Raw genomic sequence first — 21,875 nt, 5'->3', positions numbered from 1 at the left:
ATCACTCCGGGTAGGCCTGGTCGATGGCGTCCATCAGGCTCCACAGGACGTCGCACTTGAACGACAGCGCGTCGACGGCACGCGCCTGGGACTCGGCGGACAGACAGTGCTCGGTGACCACCTCCATGGCGTGCTCGCAGTCGCGTGGGGCCTGCTCGAGGCGGGCGCGGAAGTAGGCGAGACCCTCGGGGTCGATCCACGGGTACCACCGCTCGAACGCGGCCAGCCGCTCCGCCATCAGGTCGGGGGCGAACAGCTCGGTGAGCGACGACGCCACCGCCTCCACCCACGGGCGGGTCCGGGTGAAGTTCACGTAGGCGTCGACCGCGAACCGCACCCCGGGGACCAGGTGGCGGTGGTCGCGGATCTCCTCGCGGGTCAGCCCGGCGGCCTCGCCGAGGCGTAGCCACGCCTCGATGCCACCTTCGCCTGCCGCGGTGCCGTCGTGGTCGACGATCCGGCGGATCCAGCGGCGGCGGACGTCGACGTCGGGGCAGTTGGAGAGGATCGCCGCGTCCTTGCGGGGGATGTTCTCCTGGTAGTAGAAGCGGTTGGCCACCCAGCCCTGGAGCTGCCGGGGGCTCAGCAGGCCGGCGTTCATCCGGACGTGGAACGGGTGCTGGTCGTGGTAGCGCCGCGAGTGCGCCCGCAGCGTCTCGACGAAGTCGTCGGCGCCGGCTCTCGTGGTTCCGGTCGTTGTCGTCACGGGCCCTGTACCTCGATCTCGAGGCCGTCCATGGCCACCTGCATACCGCTGTCCTCCACAATGCGCCGCTCGGGCGCGTCCTCCAGCAGGATCGGGTTGGTGTTGTTCATGTGCACGAAGATCGTCCGCCGCACGCCGAGCGACGGGAGCTGCGCCAGGCTGCCGTCCGGGCCGTCGATGGGCAGGTGGCCCATCTCCCGGGACGTCTTGCCGGCCAGGCCGAGCCGCACCAGCTCGTCGTCGCGCCAGCAGGTGCCGTCGATCAGCAGGCAGTCGCAGCCCGCGATCTCCGCTCGGAGCGCGGGCGTCAGGGACTGCACCCCCGGCAGGTACACCAGCGTGCCCCCGCTGCGGTCGTCGGTGAGCCGGTAGCCCACGACGCGGCCGTGGTCCACCCCGGACCCGAAGCGGACCCGCTTGGTGGTGGGCACGTCGAACGCCCGGCAGGACAGCCCGTCGGCCAGAACGAAGCCGGCGCCGGGGACCACCGTCCGCCACTCGACCGGGCAGTAGCGCTCGAGCGTGCGCAGGATCCCCGAGCCGTCCGACAGTGTCTTGTGCACAGCGGGGGTGGCGTACAGCCGCACGGCGCCGGCCTCGCGCAGCAGCAGCAGGCCCAGCGTGTGGTCCAGCTCGGCGTCGGTGAGCAGCACCCCCTCCAGCGGCGTCTCCCGCCGGCCGTGCGGGTGCAGGCCGGGGAAGGCCTCGATCTGGGCGCGGATGTCCGGCGAGGCGTTGACGACGAACCACCGGTTGCCGTCGGTGCTCACCGCGACCGACGACTGCGTGCGCGGTGGGGCGGCCCCGGAGCGGACGGCGGCACACACCGGGCAGCCGCAGTTCCACTGCGGAGAGCCACCCCCCGCCGCCGAGCCCAGCACCCGCAGCAACACCCTCGGCACTCCATCTGTGGTCGGTCCGAGCCGGTGGAGGGGCGCCGCACCGAGGTCCGGCGCCGCCCCACGTCCCGCCCAGGAGTGCGCTGAACGACCGGAGTCGTTCAGCACCCTCCTAGTCCTCCATCTGAGCGATGTACATGGTCACCTCGGGTGCGACGCCGATCTCCTCGAACTCCGGCGTCTCCCACACAGCGAGCTGAGACTCCACGGATTCACCTCCTCTCGGCTGATTCCGGCAGGTTCCCGTCATAACGCTATGACGATTCCTCCGGCAGCGCGAAGGCGATCAAGGCGCTTCCGTGACCCGCACCGAGCATTCCGGGGAGGAATCCCTCGGCCCAGCCGCCCCAACCGACCGGCACGGCGACGTACTGCTTGCCGTCGACGCTGAAGGTGGTCGGACTGCTGTGGTGGCCGCTGCCGCACTGGAACTGCCACAACTGCTCCCCGGTGCTGGCGTCGAGCGCGACGAACTCACCGGAGGGCTTCCCGGCGAACACCAGGTCGCCGCCCGTGGCCAGCACGGACGCGCACATCGGAAGATCGTTGCGGTAGCGCCACTTCTCCTCGCCGTCGGCATCGAACGCGCTGATGGACCCCGCCATGTCATCGATGTCCACCTGAACGCCCGCGCCCCAGTACGGGATGCTTTCCTTGAACTCCCGGCGGCGGCGGGTGGCCGTTGCGCCGGTGTCCTGGACCGGGACGTAGAAGAGCTCGGTCTTCGGGCTGTAGGCCGCGTGCGTCCATTCCTTGGCGCCGGCCGGGCCCGGGTAGAAGTGGACCGGGTCCCCCTCCTTCTCGGGGTACACCTTCGCCGTCACCTGGCCGTCCCGCGTGATCGCTCCCCAGGTGATGCGGTCCACGAAGGGGGTGATCTGGACCAGTTCGCCGTTCGTGCGATCGACGACGAAGAAGTAGCCGTTCTTGTCGAAGTGGCCGAGCAGCTTGCGCCCCTTCGACTCGAACAGGATGCACTCCGCGATGCTGTCGTAGTCCCACAGGTCGTGCGGGGTGCACTGGTAGTGCCACTGGATCTGGCCACTGTCCGCGTCGACGGCGACGATGCTGTCGGTGTAGAGGTTGTCGCCCTCGCGGACCTCGCCGTCGAAGTCGGGCGCCGGGTTGCCGGTGCCCCAGTACAGCAGGTTGGTCTCCGGGTCGAAGGTGCCGGTGAGCCAGCAGTTCGCACCACCACGCGCCCAGGCCTCACCGTCGGCGGGCCAGGTCTCCGAGCCGGGCTCCCCGGGCTTGGGAACCATGTAGCAGCGCCAGCGGTGCTCCCCGCTCTCGACGTCGAAGGCGTCGAGGTGACCGCGTACGCCGAACTCCCCGCCCGAACTCCCGACGATGACCATGTCCTTCACGACCAGCGGCGCGCACGTGGCGCTCTCCCCGGCTCGCACGTCCCCGTAGGTCTTGTCCCAGACCCGCTTGCCGTTGGTGGCGTCGAGCGCGATCACGTGCGCGTTCGCCGTGACGAAGAAGACCTTGCCCTGTGCCACCGCGACGCCACGGTTCACGTTCCCGCAGCACAGTGAGACGTCGTAGGGGATCGCGTGCTTGTACCGCCAGATCTCCACGCCCGTCTTGGCGTCGAGGGCCCATACCCAGCCGTCCCAGCCGGCGACGAACATGACTCCGTCGACGACGATCGGGGCGGCCTCGAACGAGTAGGTCGACGCACCCGCGATCATGCCGGTCGTGCCCGCCTGGAAGATCCACGCGGGACGGAGATGCTTGACGTTCTCCGTGTTGATCTGGTCCAGCGGGCTGAACCGCTGCCCGTTGTAGCTGCCGTAGTAGGTGAGCCAGTTGTGCGGCTCCGAGCCGGCGTTGCGGATGCGCTCGTAGGTGACGTCGGCGACCACCGGCGGCGCGACGTCCGCCCCTGGGGTCTTGTAGTTCAGCGTTGCCTGGTTGACTGCCTCACCCGCGTCGACGTATTCGACGGTCATGTCCTGCTCCTTTTTACGGTCGCGGCTGTTCGGGGCGGTCGAGGCGGGCTTCCGGCGGAACTTCCCCCAGCACGACGATCGCGCCGGTCAGTCCCCGTCCCTCGTCGTTGCCCGTGGGTGAGCTGAACCAGTAGTAGCCCGGGCCGTCAAGGTTGAGGGTCGCCCGTCCGCGTGAATGGTTCACCAACCAGATGAATTTCCTGTCGCCATTGTTCGGCAACAGCGCGCAGTGCGTGTTCAGGTCGTCGTTGATGAGCTCGAGTTCGAGATCACCTCCGTGTGGCAGGACCAGAACCGACGGATCCCAGCACAGTTCGTCAGGGTTGATCCGAATTGTGGCCTGCATGCTGCCATTGGCTCGCTCGGTTGCCTGGCCGACGTTTCCGGTGGCCAACAATCGACCGATGGTCGCCCTGTTCTGTTCTTTCAATCCGAGCTTGTCGAGCAGATCGGATCGATCCCCAGCAGTGGTTGTCATACCTCTCACCTTCCGGAGCGCCCTAATTCAAATTGTGAACGCTATCACAGCGGTATATAGCGGTCAAGCCCCCGAAGGTCCTTCAATTTGATTAACCGCGCGGCGTTTCCGCGCCCTGTGGGCGGGGTACGCGCGGCGCAATGATCAAATAGCGATCTGGCGGTTTGATCAATTACCTGCGGAGCGATTCGATCAATTTCCAGGGCCGTGATCTGATCCATTTCGCCCACTGCGCCGGGCGAGGGTGTGGCAGGTGGAGGACGGTCGCTGTCGGCCGTACGCCGAGCCGCTCGACGAGGCGGAGGATGCCGCGCACGTGCTGCTCGGCCGGGTTCGCTCCGGGCGGGTGGGTGGCGGTCCGAGCCGGCGACCGGGCACGCCCACCCGGCGCCGGGTCCCGTGTCCGCAGGTTCGTCGGAGCGACTTCCGGTGCCCGGGTCGGGAAAGATCGCAGGAATTCCCCCGGCGCGCCCAGCCGTCGGGCGAGCCGCTCGACCGAGCCTCCTCCAATAGTGGGCAGAATAGTACGGCGACCCAGCTGTGCGTGACTCTCGACACTGGTCGCCAACGGTCTCCGGACGGCCCGGCGTCGCCTCCCGCGAAGGACTACTCTCGATAGTGCGGCTCTTTCCGGCCCACTCGAACGGATCCTTTTTCTCGCCCCGCAGGAGTTCCATTGTCCGTACGCGATCGCGGCCGTCTCGTCGTGCCGCCCCAGCCCCAGGACTTCCCCGGAAGTCCACTCAGCCGGGCGTGGCGGCAGCCGCTGATGCTGGGCCTGTTCCTCCCGCTGCAGACCGGCGGATGGTCGCAGTCGACGCTGCCGCGCGGCACCGACTGGACCTTCGCCTACAACCTGGAGCTCACGCGCCGGGCGGAGGAGTGGGGGTTCGACATCGCGTTCGGCCTCTCGCAGTGGCTGCCCAAGGGCGGTTTCGGGGGAGAGACCGGGTACCGGGAGAACTTCCTCGACCCCTTCGTCTCCGCGGTCGCGCTGGCCTCGGCCACCCGGTCGATCCTGCTCCTGGGCACCGTGCACGTCCTCTACGGCCCGTGGCACCCGCTGCATCTGGCCAAGTTCCTCGCCACCGCCGACCACATCTCCGGCGGCCGCTTCGGGGCCAACATCGTCACCGGGTACGCGGGCAACGAACCGGCCATGTTCGGCATGACCCGTCCCGAGCACGACAAGCGTTACGCCATGGCCGACGAGTTCGCCGCCATCTGCGAGGACCTGTGGGCCGGTGCCGACAACCTGACCTTCCACGGTGAGCACTGGTCACTGGAGGAGGCCTACGTGTCTCCGCGGCCCGCGTTCGGCCGGCCGATCCTGGTGTCGGCGAGTGGCTCGCCCGCCGGGTTCTCCTACGCGGCAAAGCACTCCGACATCGTCTTCGTCTCGAGCCCGGCCGGTGAGGACTTCGACACGGCGATCGCCGCGATGCCCGCCCATGTCCGGAGCGTGAAGGACGCGGCACGGGCCGAGGGCCGTGAGGTCCGGGTCGTGATCAACCCGACCATCGTCACCGCACCCACCCGGGACGCCGCCGAGGCCCGGTACCGGGCCATCTCCGACCACGCGGATCTCGAGTCGATCCGGAACTTCACCGGGCGCCATGCCGAGGGCGACAGCCGGTCCTGGCTGGAGCACAGCGCGCGGGGCCGCGCGGTCGGGGGCCACCTGCACGTGGTGGGCTCGCCAGCGGATGTCGCCGACAAGCTGGCCCGGCTGCACGAGTCGGGGATCGACGGGGTCCAGATCACCTTCTACGACTACCTGCCCGAGCTGGAGTTCTTCGGCCAGGAGGTGCTCCCTCTGCTGGAGAAGGCCGGGCTGCGGGTGCCCCGAGAGGCACCCTGACCCGGTCAGCCGGTGGCCTCCGCCAGCCGCGGCCCGATGATCTTGGCGAACGCCTCGACGTCGGTCTGCGGCAGGTCGTAGCCGCTCTCGGCGGTGTGCGACGGGAAGAAGAACACCCTGCGCACGCCGGACTCCTCGTGTGCGCGCAGCAGCCGGTCCGCGCAGTACTCCGGCGGCCCGAACAGCCCGAACGCCTCGGACACCCGCTCGGCGAGCTGCGGGGAGAGCGAGCCGGGCTCGTGGTCCTCGGGGATGTCGATCCCCGCCGCGCGCAACCAGCGCAGGTTCGCCACGCTCGGGTAGTTCAGGAACGGCTGCCCGGGCCGGAAGTACCGGCGCGGCCACTCCCGGGCGGTCTCGAAGTCCTCGATCGCCGTGGGCACGATGAAGATCTCCTCCACCGACTCGACCGGACGTCCGGCCCGGGCCGCGCCCGCGCGCACGTGCTGCCGGGCCGCCTCGATCCCGTCGGGGTGCAGGCCGACCATCATCACCACCCCGTCGGCCACCTCCCCGGCGAGCTCCAGCATCTTCGGGCCGGCGGCCAGGATGAAGATCTTCGGCGCGGGCGCCGCCACGTTGTTCATGCGCAGCTCCTGGCCGTCCACCACGGCGGGGCGCCCGGCCAGCAGCTGCCGCAGAGCGGTCACCACCTCGCCGAGCTGCTGGCGCCGGGCCTGCGGCTTGCCCGCCTTCTCGACGGACAGGAACCCGGGCGCGAGGGTCAGCAGGATCCGGCCCGGCGCGATCTCCGCGAGCGAGTTGGCGGTCGCGGCCAGTACGAGCGGGTGCCGGGTGACCGGGTTGGTGGTGGCCGGGTACAGCGTCAGCCGGTGGGTGGCGGCGGCAGCCAGCGTGAGCGCCACGTAGACGTCGCGGCCCGAGTGGTGGTGGTCGTGCACACCGACGCCGTGGAAGCCGGCGTCCTCGCAGGACCGGATGAAGTCCATCAGCTCCGGCAGCGGACGGCCGACCGGAACGCGGATGTCGACCTCGATTGCCATCGTTCTCCTACTCGTACTGCTGGCTCGAACTGGTGGGTGGGCGGGACGGGCTGCGGTCAGCCGGGCAGTGGATCACCCTTGGTCTCGGGGAGGAAGAACACCGCGATCATGCCGATCAGGTAGATCGGCGCGAAGATCGCCGCGGCACGGCCGAAGCCGCCGAGCGCCGTGGCGAGGGTGCCGGTCAGCACCGCACCCACCATCGCGATGTAGCGCGAGCCGCTGAACACCATGCTGATCGCCGTCGCGCGGTGCGCGGTGGAGAACAGCTCGGGGGTGTGCACGGTGTACCAGCTGTAGACGCCGCCGGTGAGGAAGCCCGCCACCAGCTGCAGCCACGTCGCGGCCACGGCGCCGTGCACGGCGAGGAACACGATCGGCACGATCACCAGGCAGCCCACGAAGTAGGCCTGGATCGTGGCCTTGCGGCCCCAGGACTCCGCGAGGAAGCCGAAGGCGATGCAGCCGGCGATCTCGCCCGCGTTGTAGAGCGCCGCCGCCCAGCCGGTGAAGAACGCCACCCGGCCCGGGTCGTGCACGAGGCCTCCCACGAAGCTAGGGAGGTACGAGCTCACGGCCCACCAGCCGCCGGTGATCGCGATCGACACCACGAGCGCGCCCAGGAAGTTGCGCCGCACGCCGGGCCGGAGCAGGTCGGCGATCGAGGTGGCCGAACGCCGGGTGGCCGACCAGAGCGCCGACTCCGGGATGTGCTTGCGGACCAGCAGCACGAGCAGCAGCGGCAGGATGCCGAAGAGGTACATCCAGCGCCACGACAGCTGCAGCGTCGAGCCGAGCAGCACCCACAGCGCCGACACCAGCAACCCGCCGAGCGAGAACCCGCTTTGCAGGAGGCCCGCACCCTTGGCGCGCCACCGCTGCGGCCACACCTCCTGCAGCAGCGAGGTGCCCACGCCCCATTCGGCCCCGATGCCGACGCCGGTGAGGAACCGGGCGATGCCGAAGATCCACCAGTTGCCGGCCAGCGCGGACAGCGCGGTGAACACGCTGTAGACCACCACCGCGACGATCATGGTGCGGCGGCGGCCGAGGCGGTCGCCGACCATCCCGCCGAGGATCCCGCCGGTGGCCCACCCCGCGAGCGTGATCGCCACCAGGTAGCCCTGGTAGGCGGGGAGGTTGTGCTGCTGGTCGACCGGCAGCAGCTCGGTGAGTGTGGGCCGGGCGGTGACCAGCAGGACGAACGTGTCGTAGCCGTCGGCCACCCAGAACACCAGGGTGAGCGCGAGGATGCCCCAGGCGCGGCGGTCGAGCCTGGTCGCGGGCTCCGCGAGCAACGGTGCGGTCATGTCAGATCCGTGAGTCGGCGCGGGTGGCGGGGGCGAACAGCTCGGTCATGTCCGGTGGCGCGGCGACGAGGCCCTGCTCCGCGAGGTACCCGGCGAAGGTGTCGAGTGCCGTCCGGTTCGCGTCGAGCCCGTAGGGCCACGGGTCGGCGCCGAACACCTCCTGCTGACGCTCCAGGGCGTCGAGCAGGAACGGCATGGTGTAGCGCAGCGCGGGCTTGTCCGCCGCGCCGGAGAGGGCGAAGCGTTTGGCCTCGGTGAACGCCTTGTACAGGCTGCGGGCCACCCAGGGGTGCGCCCGGTCCACGTCCGCCCTGACCACGAGCATGTGCATGATCGGGAAGATCCCGGTTCGGGTGTAGTACTCCACCTCGCGGGCCGCGTAGTCGGGCCACAGCCGCCGCACCTGGTCCCCGCTGCGGAACACCGAGGGCACGCGGGGGGCCATCAGCGCGTCGATCGAGCCGTCGAGCAGGGCCTGCGACAGCGTGTTCCCGACGTGCTCGATGCGCACCCAGTCGGGCAGCTCCAGCGCCTGGCGCTCGACGCGTCCCGGCTCCTCCAGCCCGCCGGTGCACCAGACGATGCCGGTGGTGTCCACGTCGAAGTCGTGGTGCAGCAGCGCCCTGGCCCACACCGCGGCCGTCATCTGGTACTCGGGCACGCCGATCCGCTTCCCGGCCAGGTCGCGGGCGTCGGTGATGTCGGAGTCCTTGCGGACGTACAGCGTGGAGTGCCGGAAGCTGCGGGACAGGAACACCGGCACACCGACGAAACGGTCGTCACCGCGCGCGTGGGCGATGGCGTAGCTGGACAGCGACATCTCGGCGGCGTCGAACTCGGCGTTGCCGAGCATCCGCCAGAAACACTCCTCGGGCTCCAGCGTGATGAGGTTCAGGTCGATGCCCTCGGGCCGGACCCGGCCGTCGGCCAGCGGCCAGGTCCGGTCGTAGTCGCCACAGGCGAGCGTCAGGGGAACGCGCGTCATGGTCTTCCTCATTCGTCCAGGTAGGTGCGGATCACCGAGAACCGGAGGTACTCGTCGTTGATGTGCGCCACGGTCACGGCGACGGGCTGCTCGTCGTCGCGGATGTGGGTGTGCCGCAGCCGCAGCAGCGGCTGGGTGGCGGGGATGTGCAGGGTCTGCGCCAGCGCGGGGGAGGGCAGCACCGGCCGCACCTCGGCCACGGAGTAGCAGACCGGTGGCCCGAGGTGGGTCTCCACGAACTCGAAGGTGGACCGCCCGGCGTCGCGCTGTTCCGGGTTCTCGCCGAGCAGCGCGGCCGGGACGAGATCCACGCTGTGCACGGCCGGCTCGCCGCCCGCGTCGAAGACCCGTTCGATCTGCAGAGCCGGCGTTCCGGCGGTGAGCTCCAGAGCGGTGGCGTCGTCCGCGCCCAGCTCGACGACGCGCTGGTCCACGATCCGCACCGACGGTTCGTGGCCTGCCCGGCCGAGCAGGTCGACGAAGGCGCCCGCCTCGGCGAGGTTGGCCCCGACGCCGAGCGCGTAGCGGTTGATGAAGGTGCCCCGCCCGTGCAGGCGGCGGATGCGGCCCTCCTGCTGCAGCGCCTGCAGCGCCGACCGCAGGGTCGCCCTGCTCACGCCGAGCGCGGTGGAGAGCTCGGCCTCGGACGGCAGCCGCAGCGTCCCCTTCGCGCCGAGGCGGATCACCACCTCGCGCAGCTGGTCCCGCACCTGGCGGTAGCAGTCGGTGGTGACGGTCTCGAGCTGCAGCACGTCGGCCAGAGCGCTGTCCGTGGTCTTCCTGATGGCCATCAGGTCACCCGTCCGACCGCTCGCCGATCGGTCCGTGGTAGCCGCGCAGCCACTCCACCAGCTCGGCGAGCCTGCCGACGATGTGGTCGTGGTAACGCTTGCCCTTCTCGTCGGACAGGCCGAGCGAGGAGCTGAAGCTGCCGGACGGGGTGAAGACGCGCTGCTCGTCGCCCGACCAGATGATCTCGACGCCGTCCGGGGCGGGGCCGAACAGGTCGTTGCCGACGAACCCGCCGAAGACCTCCTCGAAGTCCACGGAGGCATCCGTCAGCCGGTCGGTGCGGATCTTGCCGGGATAGCGGTAGTGCACGTGCGAGAGCTCCAGCTCACCGGCGTGGTGCTCGTTGGTCTCCTTGATCGTCGGAGCGCTGGAGCGGGCCAGGTGCAGCGGGTCGGCGACGGCGAAGAGGACCTGCGGCAGCTCCTCGTCGTGCAGCACGCGCACCGCGCTGTTCAGGGCCGGAAGGTTCGAGCCCTTGTGCCCGTTGAGCAGGATGATCCGGTCGAACCCGTGGCGCGCCAGGCTGCGGGCCACGTCGCGGATCAGCAGGGTCAGCGTGTCGGGGCGGATGGTGATGGTCCCGGGGAACGCGCCGTGGTGCGACGAGTCGCCGTACCAGATCGGGGGTGCCACCAGCACGCCCGTGCGCTCGGCCACATCCTCGGCAAGCGTCATCGCCACGTAGGAGTCGACGCCGAGCACGCCGGCGGGGCCGTGCTGCTCGGTGCTCCCGACGGGCACGATGACGATGCGCTCGTGCTGGAGGTAGGAGTCAACTTCTTCCCAGGTCAGGTCCTGGATCCAGACCGAGGGTCGGTCGGCGGTCATGGCGACTCTCACTTTCGAAGGGTAGACGTCTGACGTCTAACCTAGACTCGCTCGAGGCCGAGAGCGAGGAGTGTGATGGACGGCGCGACCAGCACGGATGAGTCCACCGACGGGGAACGCCGGGCGGTGCGGCTCCGGGTGCCTCCGCTCCTGGGGGCCGCCGTCCTGATGGCGATGAGCGCGGCCGGTCCCGGCTTCATCACCCAGACCGCCTCGTTCACCGTTCTCTACGGTGCCTCGTTCGCCTGTGCGGTGGTGGTGTCGATGCTCATCGACATCGCGGTGCAGATGAACGTGTGGCGGATCCTCGGGATCTCCGGCCAACGGGCCCAGGACCTGGCCAGCAAGGTCTTCCCCGGCGCGGGCCAGGTGCTCACCGTGTTCGTGGTGCTGGGCGCGATCGTGTTCAACATCGGCAACATCGCGGGCGCGGGCCTCGGGCTGCACGACCTGCTGGGCATCGACAGCCGGATCGGGGCCGCGATCAGCGGCTGCCTCGCCATCGCGATCTTCCTCGGCAAGGCGGTCTTCACCGCCGTCGACCGGGTGATGGTGGTGCTCGGCCTCGTCAAGATCTGCCTGATCATCGCCCTGGTGGTGGTCACGGCTCCGCCGGTGGGGCAGGCCGTGGTCGGCGTCGTGGCCCCGCACGGGCTGCCGTTCCTGCCGATCCTCACCCTGATCGGCGGCACGGTCGGCGGCTTCATCACCTACTCCGGGGCCCACCGGCTGATCGACTCCGGCATCACAGGGGCCGACAACGTCTCGCGGATCAACCGCGGGGCACTCACCGGCATCCTCGTGGCGTGCGTGCTGCGGATCGTGCTGTTCCTCGGGTTCTTCGGGGTGGTGGCCACCGGGGTGCACCTCGCCAACGCCAACGACGCGGCGGGCTCGAGCTTCCTGGCCGCGTTCGGCCCGGTGGGTCTGCACCTGTTCGGTCTGGTGTTCTGGGCAGCGGGGATGACCAGCACCATCGGCAACTCCTACACCACCGCGACGTTCCTGCGGTCCTACGCGGCTCCGATCCGGCGGCACATGAACCGCACGGTGATCGTCCTCGTCGCGCTGGCCACCGTCGTGTTCGTCGCCGCCGGGCAGACGCCGCAGTCCATGCTGGTGTTCGCGGGTGCGATCAACGGCCTGGTCCTGCCGATCGGCCTGGCCATCATCCTGTGGGTCGCGCTGCGCCGCCGAGACCTCATCGCCCACCACACGTATCCGAAGGTCCTGCTCGGCGCAGGTGTCGCGGCCTGGCTGTTCACCGCCTACGCCGCGGTGGTGTCGCTGACGTCGATCGGATCGATCTTCCACTGAGGAGCACCATGACGATCCAGGCCCCCACCGGCGCCGCTGACGCCGCCCCCGCCACGATCAGCCCCGCGCAGGCGCGCAGCCGGTTCCGCGCCGGAGCGCGGGTGCCCACCGCGGGCTGGGCTCCCGGCTACGCCCAGGCCAACATGATCATCGTCCCGCGGGAGTACGCCTACGAGACGCTGCTTTTCGGGCAGCGCAACCCCAAGCCGTGCCCGATCATCGACGTGACGGAGCCCGGCAGCCCGTACACGGCGCTCGCCGAGGGTGCCGACCTGCGCACCGACCTGCCCGCCTACCGCGTCTGGCGCGACGGGGAGCTGGTCGACGAGCCCGACGAGATCACCCGCTACTGGTCCGACGACCTGGTGGCGTTCCTCATCGGGTGCAGCTTCACCTTCGAGACGCCGATGCTGGCCGCCGGCATCGAGGTGCGCCACATCAGCGCCGGGAGCAACGTGTCGATGTACAGCACCAACCGCCCCTGCCGCCCCGCCGGGCGGCTGCGCGGGCCGCTGGTCGTGTCGATGCGGCCCATCGCCGCCGACCGCGTGGCCGAGGCCGTGCGGATCAGCGGCCGGTTCCCGGCCGTGCACGGCGCGCCGGTGCACATCGGCGCGCCGGAGGCACTGGGCATCGCCGACCTGTCGAAGCCCGACTTCGGCGACCCCGTGGAGATCCGGGAGGGCGAGGTGCCGGTCTTCTGGGCCTGCGGGGTCACGCCGCAGGCGGCGATCATGACGTCCCGGCCGCCGTTCGCCATCACCCATGCGCCGGGGCACATGTTCATCACCGACGTGCCCGACCACACCTACGCCGTCTGACCGCGGAGTCTCATTCCGGCCAGTCGGAGCCCAGGATCACCTCGACGAAGTCACCACGGCGGAAGCCGGGCACGAAGTGGGCGAGCACGTCGGCGTTCACGGTGCCGAACGTGGTGGCCGGCCGGTCCTTCATGCCGTCGGTGAACGCTGCGAGGATCTCGTTCTTGAAGTTCGGGCGCGGGTGCGCCGCGACGACCGCGGCGCGCTGCTCGTCGGTGATCGCGTCGTAGCCGATCCCGAGCACGTCCAGCTCGACCCCGCGGGTGACCAGCGCGATCTCCGGCGCCATGTGCAGCGGGGTCTCCGGGGTGGTGTGCAGCGCGATGGCGGTCCAGACGAGCTCGGCGTGCGAGGCGTCGAGCCCGTGCTCGAGCAGGAACCGGCGCGCCTCGTCGGCCCCGTCGATCTCGAAGCGCTGGTCGGTGCGCCGGTACGTCGTGGTCAGCCCGAGGTCGTGGAACATGGCGCCCACGTAGAGCAGCTCGGGGTCGAACTGCAGTTTCTGCTCCCGGCCACGGAGGCTGGCGAACAGGTAGACCCGCCGGGAATGGTGGTAGATCAGCGGAGGTGCCGCCTCGCGCACCAGCTCGGTGGCCTCGGCGACCAGTCGGGTGTCCGGGATCTCGATGTCGGAAATCGTCTCTGTCATGCGGTCCAGCATGCGCGGCGGTGGCATCAGGCACCATGTCGTCAGGGACGGGACAACCACAGATCCGGACACGGGCGGGGGACGGGCGTGGCACCACATCGGGTCGGGATCCTCGTGTTCGACGGGGTGACCATGCTCGACGTCAGCGGTCCTGCCGAGGTGCTGGGAAAGGCATGCCAGTTCGGCTCGGCCTACGAGGTCGTCCTGCTCTCCCCGCGCGGGGGCGACGTGCAGACCTCGGCCGGGCTGCGGCTCGGACCCACGACGGCCGCCCACGAGGTGGGCGTGCTGGACACGGCGATCATCGCCGGCGGCGACCGCCTGCCGGTGCAGGTCATCGAGGAGGAACTGCTCGCCGCGGCCCGGCTGGTCGTCTCGGTGGCGGGCCGGGTGGCGTCGGTCTGTACGGGGGCGTTCGTGCTGGCCGCGCTCGGGGAGCTGGACGGGCGCCGCGCCACCACGCACTGGCGCCACGCCGAGCGGCTGGAGCGGCGGTACCCGAAGGTGCTCGTCGAACCCGACGCGATCTTCGTGGCGGACGGGCAGGTGGTGACCTCGGCCGGGGTGAGCGCCGGCATCGACCTCGCGCTGGCACTGGTGGAGCACGACGAGGGCGCGGAGGTGGCGCGGCAGGTCGCGCAGGAGCTCGTGGTCTTCCTGCAGCGACCGGGGGGCCAGTCCCAGTTCTCCGTGGCCACCACCACGCCCGTGCCCCGGAGTGCGCCGATCCGGGCACTGCTCGCCACCGTGGTCGCCGCCCCGGACGGCGACCACTCGCTCACGGCGATGGCCGCCGCCATCCCGACGAGCACCCGCCACCTGGCGCGCCTGTTCCAGGACGAGGTGGGCACCACCCCGGCGCGCTGGGTGGAGCGCACCCGGTTGGAAGCGGCTCAGCGGCTCCTGCTCGAAGGTCACAGCATCACCGCTGCGGCCCGGCGGAGCGGTCTGGGCAGCGACGAGTCCCTGCGCCGGGCCTTCGGCAGGCACCTCGGCATCACCCCGACCGAGTACCGGCAGCGGTTCGCCAGCACACAGCGGCAGCCGAGCCGGCCGTGAGCGATCGCGACGGCCGATAGCCGCCAGCGGGGCACCGGTCCGGCCGGACAACATCAGCGAGTGACCACGACGACGACCGCGTTCCGGATCCACACCCTTCCCGACGAGGTCCTGCACAGCGCGCGGACCAGCGGGGCCGATGCCTTCGGCACTCCCGTCGAGCATGTCACCGCGGACGGCGACGAACCTCTGCGATGCTGCCTGCGCGACGCCCGGCCCGGCGAGGAAATGATCCTCCTCGGCTACGAGCCGCCGATCCCGTCCAGCCCCTACCGCGAGATCGGGGCGGTCCTCGCCCACGCCGAGCCCTGCGCCGGACCCGGCAGCCTCGAGCGCTACCCGCCGGACTGGTACGGCCGCCCCCAGGTCCTGCGCGCGTACGACCACCGCGGCTGGATCCACGCCGCCACGACGGACCACGACGGCCGGAACCCCGAGGCGCTGATCGCCGCCCTGCTCGCCGACCCCGGGGTGGCGCAGATCCACAGCCGCAACAGGAACTGGGGCTGCTGGATGTTCGCCATCACCCGGGCGGAGTGACCCCTGAGGCGGGGGGTCCCTCGCGGTGACGCCCAGGTGGGGTATCCACCGGTTCCTTCACGAGACGATGCCGGTGAGCTCGCTGCTCGTCGGGCACGCTCTCGCCCGGGTGGTCGGCTAGCCGGATGGCGCGCTCGCTGAGCGCCGGCGCGGTACGTTCGGCGGCGTCGGTGCCGACGGCGCGTCCCGCCATCTCGCCTGCCTCGGCGAGCTCCACATGGCCCACCACGCAGGCGCTGCAGCCGTTGATCTGACTGGCTCGCGGGGCGACCAGTTCGAGGGCCCGGGCGCTCGACAGACCATGATCGTTGCGAGATTCGCCTGTACGCCCTGACGAGGACGATCAGGCGGATCTCGCGGCGCTGTCGTCGATTCTGTCGGGGGACGCGGATAGAATCGAACGTATGTTCGAGATCGACACTCACCGGCTGGTGCCGCGGTCCGCGCCACTGGCGTGGACCGATGTCGCTCCCGACGGCATGGCGGTGCTGGTCCTCGATCAGGCCGGACCGGCCGTGGACGGGTTCGAGGCGCTGGAGCGGATCGGGGCCTGGGAGAAGGTCATCGCCTGGGCGCAGGCCCGCCAGTACGCGGAGATCGCCCAGTTCGTCGCTGCGGCCGAGACCGGTCCCGCTGCGGGACTCACGGCGGTGCAGGCGGTGGAGTCCGCGCAGGCCGAGGTCGGGATGATGCTGCGCCTCTCGCCCGGTGGTACCGCGTGGCGGGTCGGGGAAGCCCGGCAGTTGGTGGCGGAGTTCCCAGCCACCTTCGCCGCCCTGGAAACCGGCGCGATCACCCTGCCCAAGGCCAGGATCATCGCCGACGGCTGCGCTGATCTGGACCCGGAGGCCTCGGCCGCGGTGGAGCGGAAGGTCTTGCCGCGGGCACCGGAGCAGACCACCGGCCAAATCCGCGCCGCTGTCCGTCGCGCGGTGCTGCGCTCCGACAGTGAAGCCGCCGCCCGGCGTCGCGAGCGCAAGCGGCGCGAGCGTGCTGTGGTGTTGTATCCCGAGCGCGATGGGATGGCCACGCTGTCTGCGACGTTGCCGGCGGCGGAGGCGGTCGGGGTGTTCGCGGTGCTCGATCAGCACGCCCGCGGCTGCGGCAGCGCGGATGAACGCCCGATGGCAGCGCGGCGGGCGGATGCGCTGGTCGACCTGGTGCTACGCGAGACCGGGTTCTGCAGCACCGCGGGACAGCAGGCCGCCACCACTCCGGCGGCCACCGCGGCGGACTGCACTCCGACCGGCCCAGGGGCCGGCAGCCCCGCCGCTGCCCGGTCCGCAGCCCCTCGGTCGACGCCGGGCACCGACATCGACACTGACACCGCGAGCACCAACACCAACGCCCTCGTGATCGGCACGGACACCGTCCCCCCGGCCACCGGCTCCGCCGGCAGGCACGCGACCGAGCCGGAATCCATCGGAACCAGCACCAGCAGCCCGGCCACAGGGATCGGGCCGGTCGTACCGGGGTCCGAGCGGCTGCCTGGGCTGGCGCCCGAGGGTGGGGTCCCCACCGTCACCAACAAGGTGTCGATACAGATCCGGGTCACCGTCCCCCTCGACACCCTCCGCGGCGTGAGCGAGGAACCCGGTGAGCTCGCCGGGTACGGCCCCATCCCGGCTGAGTACGCCCGGGAGTTGGCCGCCGATCCCGACAGCGTGTGGCACCGCCTGGTCATCGACCCGGTCAGCGGCGCGTTGCTCGACTACGGCACCACCCGGTATCGCCCACCCCCGCACCTGACCGAACATGTCATCGCGCGGCACCAGTACTGCCAAGGGCCGGGCTGCCGGGTGCCCGCGGACCGGTGCGACCTCGACCACAACGTGCCCTTCGACCCCGTCGCCGGGGAGGGTCCGACGTCGGCGGCCAATCTGGGCCCGAAGTGCCGGCCGCATCACCGGTTGAAGGGCATGCCGGGCTGGGGCGTGAGCCAGTACCCCGACGGGTCGATCCTCTGGACCACACCGAGTGGCCACACCTACCGGGTCGACCCACCACCACTCACCGAACCCCGCGCCCCGAAGGAGACCACGAGCACCGGCGCGGACGAACCGCCACCCTTCTAGCGCATGTCCTGATCCCGGTATGAGCTACTTCGTTCCCTCGGGAAGAATCTCGGTCGGCGGAGTACCCTTCGCCTTAACGTAGAAGACGGCCAGTTTTGCGGGTTGCGTCGCACTGGCATTGCGGCTCACGAGGTGAATATCTGTAGGAGGCTCGTAGTAGGCGCCGCCGGTGTTGATCGTCCGGGGGTTGCCGCCCTTCAGTTGTGTCACGACGCTTCCTTCGAGCACGTAGACGAAAAGATCGCAGTTGTGTCGATGCACCTGGGAGGCTTCACCCGGAGCGAAATCGACGATTTCGATCATGCCCTCCTTTCCGGGCACATCGGGGAGGTCCTGGGTCATCACACGGGTCACCGACCCCGCGCCGATGCGATGGACGCCGCCCTGGTCATGGGTGCTGTCGGCCGCTGGGGCGCTGCCGGCCGCTGGGGGACTGGGAGGCGCTTGGCCCGTGCCCGTGCCCGTGCCGCACGCCATCACGCTGCCGAACGCCAGCACGGAAACCAATCCCATCTTGACTACGTTGTTCATGTCTTGCACTCCTTCGTCGGATCGTTGTCGTGTTGCCGGAAATCGTGACCTCGTACGCCTCGGCAGCGAGCTTCATCCAGGCCGCGCTCGATGCGTGGTCCGGGAGGAACTTCGTGTCTTCCGGGCCGCTGCTCGTTGTCACATCTGCGACGCTACGGGCCCGATAGTGCTGGGATCTGGGTCATTTCCTCGGCAGATTGCTGGGCCAATTCAGTGGCCGACCCATCCGCGTTCGCTACCGGTAGCCGGCCTGGGGGCGATTCCGCCGATGGCGAAATGAGGTCGCAGGACCCGTTCAGCTGTCTACGGTGGCGAGCCTCGGACCGAGGGGGAGGCATGGAGACGATCACGGGTACTGCGGCAGGCGTGCCGTTCACGGCGCTGCCACCGGCCGGAGCCGTCGACGGCCCAGCGCCGTTGATCGTGACGTGGCACATGCTGGACGCGCCGCGTACGGACGCGGCATTCGCGGCCGCCCTGCCGATGACCGGGGTGCCTGCTTGGCGGGTGCACCTGGGCATGCCGATGTGTGGGGCGCGGATGGTCGACGGCCGCGTCGACGCCGTCATCGAACTCGCCCGCGAGGACGCGCTGATGGCTTTTCTGGCCCCGTTCACCCATCAGGCCGCCGCCGAGTTCCCGGCCGCGCTCACGGCGGTGCGCGATCAGCTTCCGGTCGACGACGAGCCGGTCAGCGTTCTCGGCGCCTCGCTCGGCGGAGCCGTGGCGCTGCAGGTGCTGACCGCGGGCGAGATTCCGATCAAGGCGGTCGCGCTGGTCAACCCGGCTGTGCGGATACGGTCGGCCGTCAGGCTCCTCGATGACCTCGCCGGGCAGGCGTACCGGTGGACCGCGGAGTCCCACAAGGCTGCCGACGAACTCGACTTCGTCGCCCGTGCCGGGGACCTCACGGCACAACCGCCACTGCTGCTGGTCAGCGGGGAGAGGGACCACCCGGACCTGCGCACGGACGCGGCTGCCCTCGTCGATGCACTGCGCGAGCGCTATGCGCACCCGGACGAGGTCGAGCTGGTCACCGTGGCGGACCTGGCGCATCCGTTGGCCGATGAACCTGGCCTGGAACCGGCTCCCCAGCTGCCCACGGCGAGGGCGGTCGACGAGGTCGTGACGCGGTGGTTCCGCCGGCAGCTCGCGAGCTGACGTGACGGCGGTGCCGATCCTCAGCCTGCTCCACGGCCGGCCAGTTGCCCGGAGAGCCAGCCGAACATCCGGTGTGCGGTCTGGCGGGGTGCGAGGGGCTGGCAGTGGAAGTTCGCCCCGTCGGCCACGCCGAACGACGCGATCTCGTGGGGGGCTGTGAGCAGGGCCGCGAGCTGCTCGGACTGGCCGGGCCAGAACTGCTCGTCCTCGGGGTCGGTGATCAACAGGGGAGTGCGGATCTGCGCGGCGACGTCGCGGAGCTGGTAGGTGCGCAGGGTCGTGAACAGGTCGAAGGGGTCGTCGATGCCGTACGGGCGGGCGCGGAACGCGAACGTCCGGTCCATGTCGGGGTCGCTGCCGGCGAACTCGGCCATGTACCCGTTGAACGTGTCCTTCCGACCGCCGTCGAGCAGGGCGATCATCTCGGGCGGCATGTGGTCCAGCCACGAGGTCGAGACGTCGACGACCCCCGGATCGGCGACGGCGGCGACGAACCGGTGCTCGAACGCCAGTGCCCGGGGGAGCCAGTAGCCGGCCTGGCTGATCCCGTACGCGGTCAGAGCGGAAGGGTCGACGTCGGCCCGGGCGACCAGCGTGTCGACCACGGGGGTGAGCACGGCCTCCCAGTCCGGCCGGAACGGCACGCCGCGCTCGAACAGCAGGGACTGCTGGCCCGGCCCGTCGTAGACGAAGGCGTTCCAGCCGCGCGCGAGGGCCTCCGCCGCCCCGCTCGACCACAGACTGCTCAGTGGGCCGTCGCTGCCGTTGGTCATGACGAAGGTGGGGCGCGCTGCTCCGCCGGCGTCAGGGCGCAGCAGGTAGCCCGGCAGGGTGTCGCCGTCGTAGGGGATCGCGACCCGGACGAACCTGCCGCCCGATGCGTCGATCATCGCGTCCCACGCCCGGCGGGAGCTGCGGAACGTCGGGAGCATGACCGCGCCGGTCCGGTCCCGCGGCAGGCCGTCCACCGCCCCGAGTGCCTGGGAGTAGGCCGCGGAGGCCGCGAGGTACGCCCACATCGCCCCGGGTGCGTCGCCGTCGCCGTCGGCGGCCGCACCGAGCGCGGAGAACCGGTCGCCTCGCTGCGACCACGCCGTGAACCAGCCGGGCCGGTCGCCGTCGGCGATGGCGGCGACGGTGGCGAGCACGCTGCCCGGGTCGCCGACGCCGTAGGTCGTGGCGCCGAGCGCCAGCCGGGTCTCGAAGTCGAAGTCGGGGTCGCCGAAGAACCCGGTCGTCAGGGCGCGGGAGGCTGCGGGACGGACGGACGGCGAGGTCGTCATGGTCGGTCCTTCCGCCGGGGCCGCGCCGGTCATGCCGTCCGGCCGGACGGCCGCTCCGCCGGGTGGCCCGGGCCCGGCCGGGTGGTGTCGTCCGGGCGCTTGCTGAGCCGGTTGGTGTAGCGCACCGCCCACCAGATCAGCGCTATCGGGAGAACCCAGTTGAACACGAGGTCGAGCGGCCGGGACGGCACCGTGGTGCCCGGTTCCGCGCTGCGCAGCAGCGAGGCCACCAGGTGGCCCACCCCCGTCGAGGCGATCGCGACGCCCCAGGCCGCGCTGATGCGCCGGTTGACCGACCGGAACCGCTCGGTGTGCCAGAACTCCTTCGGCACGCTCTCCCTGGCGTACTGCTCGGTGAACGGCATGATCGGCAGCATCGCGAAGATCACGACGGCCAGCGTCCACGTGGCGATCGAGCGGCCGTAGGCGGCCAGGAACGCGTCCGCTCGCGGGTCGACCAGGGACGCGACGGCGATCCCGGCGAAGGCGACGGCCCCCGTCACCTCGAGCACCTTCGGTGACTCGCCGCGGAGGACGGACCGGAGGATGAAAGCCGCCGCGACGAGGAACGCCAGGAACCCGGCCGTGGCGACCGCTCCCGTCCCCGTCCGGGTCGCGACGAGGCTGAAGACGATCCAGGGTACGAATCCGGCGAACACCTTGAGCATCGACATGCGGCAACTCTTCCGCCGCGCAGGCGCCGGGGCAGCCGCCGAACCGCTTCTTTCCGGGGGCGATCTGCCGCCATTCCAGCGAAGCGGGATGTGCAATCGGTCCATTCCTCGGCAGAGCTGGACCGGACGGTGCCCCGGCCCGCCGCGGCGAACCGGGGCCTGCAGCGGACTACATGTCCATTCCGCCGTTGACCGAGACCACGGAACCGGTGATGTAGCCGGCCTCGTCCTCGATGAGGAACTGCACCGCGCGCGCGATCTCGTGCGCCTGCCCGAGCCGACCCACCGGGATTCCCGTGATGATCTTCTCGAGCGCTTTCTCGGGTACCGCGGCCACCATCTCCGTCTCGATGTAACCGGGCGCCACGCAGTTCACGGTGATTCCCTTGCGGGCCACCTCACGGGCGAGGCTCTGAGTCATCCCGAAGAGGCCGGATTTCGACGCCGCGTAGTTGACCTGGCCGATGTTGCCCGTCTGCCCGATCACCGAGCTGATGTTGACGATGCGTCCCGACCCGCGTTCGAGCATGTGGTCGAGCACGGCTTTGGACATGTAGAAAGCGCCTGACAGGTTGATCCGGAGCACGGCGTGCCAGTCGTCCACCGACATCTTCCGCATCGTCTTGTCGACGGTGATACCGGCGTTGTTGACCAGGTGGTCGACGCGGCCGCGCTCGGCCAGCACCTCGTCGACCACCCGCTGGCAGTCCTCGGGCTCGCCGACGTTGCCCTGGTGCACCGACACGGAGCAGCCGTCGGCCTTGAGCTTCTCGGCCAACTCCTCGGCCGCCTGGTTGTTGCTGCTGTACCCGGCTGCGACGTGCACACCCGAGCGGGCGAGTGATGTGGTGATCGCCGCGCCGATTCCGCGCGCGCCCCCGGTAACGATGGCCACCTTCTGGTCGGTCATGTCGCGTACCTCCTCGTCGACGTGCACCCGCCCC

The 21,875-nt window shown here is 70.4% G+C and carries 23 protein-coding genes; 7 read left to right on the top strand and 16 right to left on the bottom strand.

The annotated features are described in order from the left end of the window. Position 1 precedes the first annotated feature (1 nt). From pqqC to ACQPZA_RS21945, 5 genes are all read right to left on the bottom strand, one after another. Entirely contained in the window at positions 2 to 706 is a 705-nt protein-coding gene (gene pqqC / locus ACQPZA_RS21965) for a pyrroloquinoline-quinone synthase PqqC (RefSeq protein WP_169394089.1), read from the bottom strand. Next, on the bottom strand, positions 703 to 1,599 hold the full coding sequence (gene pqqB, locus ACQPZA_RS21960; protein ID WP_433273282.1) for a pyrroloquinoline quinone biosynthesis protein PqqB: 897 nt from the start codon (positions 1,597 to 1,599) through the stop codon (positions 703 to 705). The genes pqqC and pqqB overlap by 4 nt, the downstream gene beginning before the upstream one ends. A 118-nt stretch (positions 1,600 to 1,717) precedes the next feature. Continuing rightward, positions 1,718 to 1,813, bottom strand: a complete 96-nt coding sequence (gene pqqA, locus ACQPZA_RS21955) for a pyrroloquinoline quinone precursor peptide PqqA (RefSeq protein WP_312858909.1) — start codon at positions 1,811 to 1,813, stop codon at positions 1,718 to 1,720. Positions 1,814 to 1,859: 46 nt separating this feature from the next. Continuing rightward, complete coding sequence (locus ACQPZA_RS21950; RefSeq protein ID WP_433273280.1) at positions 1,860 to 3,563, bottom strand: PQQ-dependent dehydrogenase, methanol/ethanol family; 1,704 nt, start codon at positions 3,561 to 3,563, stop codon at positions 1,860 to 1,862. Positions 3,564 to 3,576: 13 nt separating this feature from the next. After that, the gene (locus ACQPZA_RS21945) at positions 3,577 to 4,041 is read right to left on the bottom strand and encodes an MSMEG_3727 family PQQ-associated protein (RefSeq protein WP_433273278.1); all 465 of its coding nucleotides are present in this window, start codon (positions 4,039 to 4,041) and stop codon (positions 3,577 to 3,579) included. 676 nt (positions 4,042 to 4,717) lie between these two features. On the opposite strand from ACQPZA_RS21945, the gene ACQPZA_RS21940 reads away from it, so the two are divergent. Then, positions 4,718 to 5,902, top strand: coding sequence for an LLM class flavin-dependent oxidoreductase (locus tag ACQPZA_RS21940; protein WP_433273276.1), 1,185 nt, complete (start codon positions 4,718 to 4,720; stop codon positions 5,900 to 5,902). Positions 5,903 to 5,907: 5 nt separating this feature from the next. Here ACQPZA_RS21940 and ACQPZA_RS21935 read toward each other — a convergent pair whose 3' ends face one another. Genes ACQPZA_RS21935 through ACQPZA_RS21915 form a run of 5 tightly spaced genes read right to left on the bottom strand, consistent with a single transcriptional unit; the run spans position 5,908 to position 10,833 of the window. After that, entirely contained in the window at positions 5,908 to 6,906 is a 999-nt protein-coding gene (locus tag ACQPZA_RS21935) for an LLM class flavin-dependent oxidoreductase (RefSeq protein WP_433273274.1), read from the bottom strand. 56 nt (positions 6,907 to 6,962) lie between these two features. Then, complete coding sequence (locus ACQPZA_RS21930) at positions 6,963 to 8,216, bottom strand: MFS transporter (RefSeq protein WP_433273272.1); 1,254 nt, start codon at positions 8,214 to 8,216, stop codon at positions 6,963 to 6,965. A 1-nt stretch (position 8,217) separates the two neighbouring features. Next, a complete protein-coding gene (locus tag ACQPZA_RS21925) occupies positions 8,218 to 9,201 on the bottom strand; it encodes an ABC transporter substrate-binding protein (RefSeq protein ID WP_169394097.1) in 984 nt (327 codons plus the stop codon). A gap of 8 nt (positions 9,202 to 9,209) precedes the next feature. Further along, positions 9,210 to 9,992, bottom strand: coding sequence for a GntR family transcriptional regulator (locus tag ACQPZA_RS21920; RefSeq protein ID WP_433273270.1), 783 nt, complete (start codon positions 9,990 to 9,992; stop codon positions 9,210 to 9,212). 4 nt (positions 9,993 to 9,996) lie between these two features. Continuing rightward, complete coding sequence (locus tag ACQPZA_RS21915) at positions 9,997 to 10,833, bottom strand: creatininase family protein (RefSeq protein WP_211173707.1); 837 nt, start codon at positions 10,831 to 10,833, stop codon at positions 9,997 to 9,999. A gap of 63 nt (positions 10,834 to 10,896) precedes the next feature. On the opposite strand from ACQPZA_RS21915, the gene ACQPZA_RS21910 reads away from it, so the two are divergent. Then, the gene (locus tag ACQPZA_RS21910) at positions 10,897 to 12,138 is read left to right on the top strand and encodes an NRAMP family divalent metal transporter (protein ID WP_433273267.1); all 1,242 of its coding nucleotides are present in this window, start codon (positions 10,897 to 10,899) and stop codon (positions 12,136 to 12,138) included. A gap of 56 nt (positions 12,139 to 12,194) precedes the next feature. Then, entirely contained in the window at positions 12,195 to 12,959 is a 765-nt protein-coding gene (locus ACQPZA_RS21905) for a putative hydro-lyase (protein WP_433282924.1), read from the top strand. Positions 12,960 to 12,969: 10 nt separating this feature from the next. On the opposite strand, the gene ACQPZA_RS21900 is transcribed toward ACQPZA_RS21905, so the two are convergent. After that, complete coding sequence (locus ACQPZA_RS21900) at positions 12,970 to 13,608, bottom strand: HD domain-containing protein (protein WP_433273265.1); 639 nt, start codon at positions 13,606 to 13,608, stop codon at positions 12,970 to 12,972. Positions 13,609 to 13,695: 87 nt separating this feature from the next. Between ACQPZA_RS21900 and ACQPZA_RS21895 the strand changes: the two genes are divergently transcribed. Both ACQPZA_RS21895 and ACQPZA_RS21890 read left to right on the top strand, forming a co-directional pair. Next, on the top strand, positions 13,696 to 14,667 hold the full coding sequence (locus ACQPZA_RS21895) for a GlxA family transcriptional regulator (protein WP_433273263.1): 972 nt from the start codon (positions 13,696 to 13,698) through the stop codon (positions 14,665 to 14,667). A 60-nt stretch (positions 14,668 to 14,727) separates the two neighbouring features. Continuing rightward, positions 14,728 to 15,207 (top strand): DUF1203 domain-containing protein, encoded by a 480-nt coding sequence (locus ACQPZA_RS21890; protein WP_433273261.1) that lies wholly within the window; start codon positions 14,728 to 14,730, stop codon positions 15,205 to 15,207. Here the strand turns inward: ACQPZA_RS21890 and ACQPZA_RS21885 are convergent. Then, positions 15,191 to 15,457: a hypothetical protein gene (locus ACQPZA_RS21885; protein ID WP_433282922.1), complete on the bottom strand. Its 267-nt coding sequence runs from the start codon at positions 15,455 to 15,457 to the stop codon at positions 15,191 to 15,193. The genes ACQPZA_RS21890 and ACQPZA_RS21885 overlap by 17 nt on opposite strands. 154 nt (positions 15,458 to 15,611) lie before the next feature. On the opposite strand from ACQPZA_RS21885, the gene ACQPZA_RS21880 reads away from it, so the two are divergent. Further along, complete coding sequence (locus ACQPZA_RS21880; protein WP_433273259.1) at positions 15,612 to 17,282, top strand: DUF222 domain-containing protein; 1,671 nt, start codon at positions 15,612 to 15,614, stop codon at positions 17,280 to 17,282. A gap of 24 nt (positions 17,283 to 17,306) precedes the next feature. Here the strand turns inward: ACQPZA_RS21880 and ACQPZA_RS21875 are convergent, their stop codons facing one another. Next, entirely contained in the window at positions 17,307 to 17,813 is a 507-nt protein-coding gene (locus tag ACQPZA_RS21875; protein WP_433273257.1) for a cupin domain-containing protein, read from the bottom strand. 336 nt (positions 17,814 to 18,149) lie between these two features. On the opposite strand from ACQPZA_RS21875, the gene ACQPZA_RS21870 reads away from it, so the two are divergent. Then, entirely contained in the window at positions 18,150 to 18,974 is an 825-nt protein-coding gene (locus tag ACQPZA_RS21870) for an alpha/beta hydrolase family protein (RefSeq protein WP_433273255.1), read from the top strand. Positions 18,975 to 18,994: 20 nt separating this feature from the next. Here the strand turns inward: ACQPZA_RS21870 and ACQPZA_RS21865 are convergent, their stop codons facing one another. The 3 genes from ACQPZA_RS21865 to ACQPZA_RS21855 form a co-directional block, all read right to left on the bottom strand. Further along, entirely contained in the window at positions 18,995 to 20,257 is a 1,263-nt protein-coding gene (locus ACQPZA_RS21865) for an alpha/beta hydrolase family protein (protein ID WP_433273253.1), read from the bottom strand. A gap of 29 nt (positions 20,258 to 20,286) precedes the next feature. Then, on the bottom strand, positions 20,287 to 20,931 hold the full coding sequence (locus ACQPZA_RS21860) for a hypothetical protein (RefSeq protein ID WP_433273251.1): 645 nt from the start codon (positions 20,929 to 20,931) through the stop codon (positions 20,287 to 20,289). Between the two features lie 169 nt (positions 20,932 to 21,100). After that, positions 21,101 to 21,841 (bottom strand): beta-ketoacyl-ACP reductase, encoded by a 741-nt coding sequence (locus tag ACQPZA_RS21855; protein ID WP_169394110.1) that lies wholly within the window; start codon positions 21,839 to 21,841, stop codon positions 21,101 to 21,103. Positions 21,842 to 21,875 lie beyond the last annotated feature (34 nt).

Origin of the sequence: Pseudonocardia xinjiangensis, assembly GCF_050948425.1 — a bacterium.
GTDB classification, from domain to species: domain Bacteria; phylum Actinomycetota; class Actinomycetes; order Mycobacteriales; family Pseudonocardiaceae; genus Pseudonocardia; species Pseudonocardia xinjiangensis.
The sequence above is the reverse complement of the archived record's forward strand: the minus strand, read 5'-3'. Positions and strand labels throughout refer to the sequence as shown.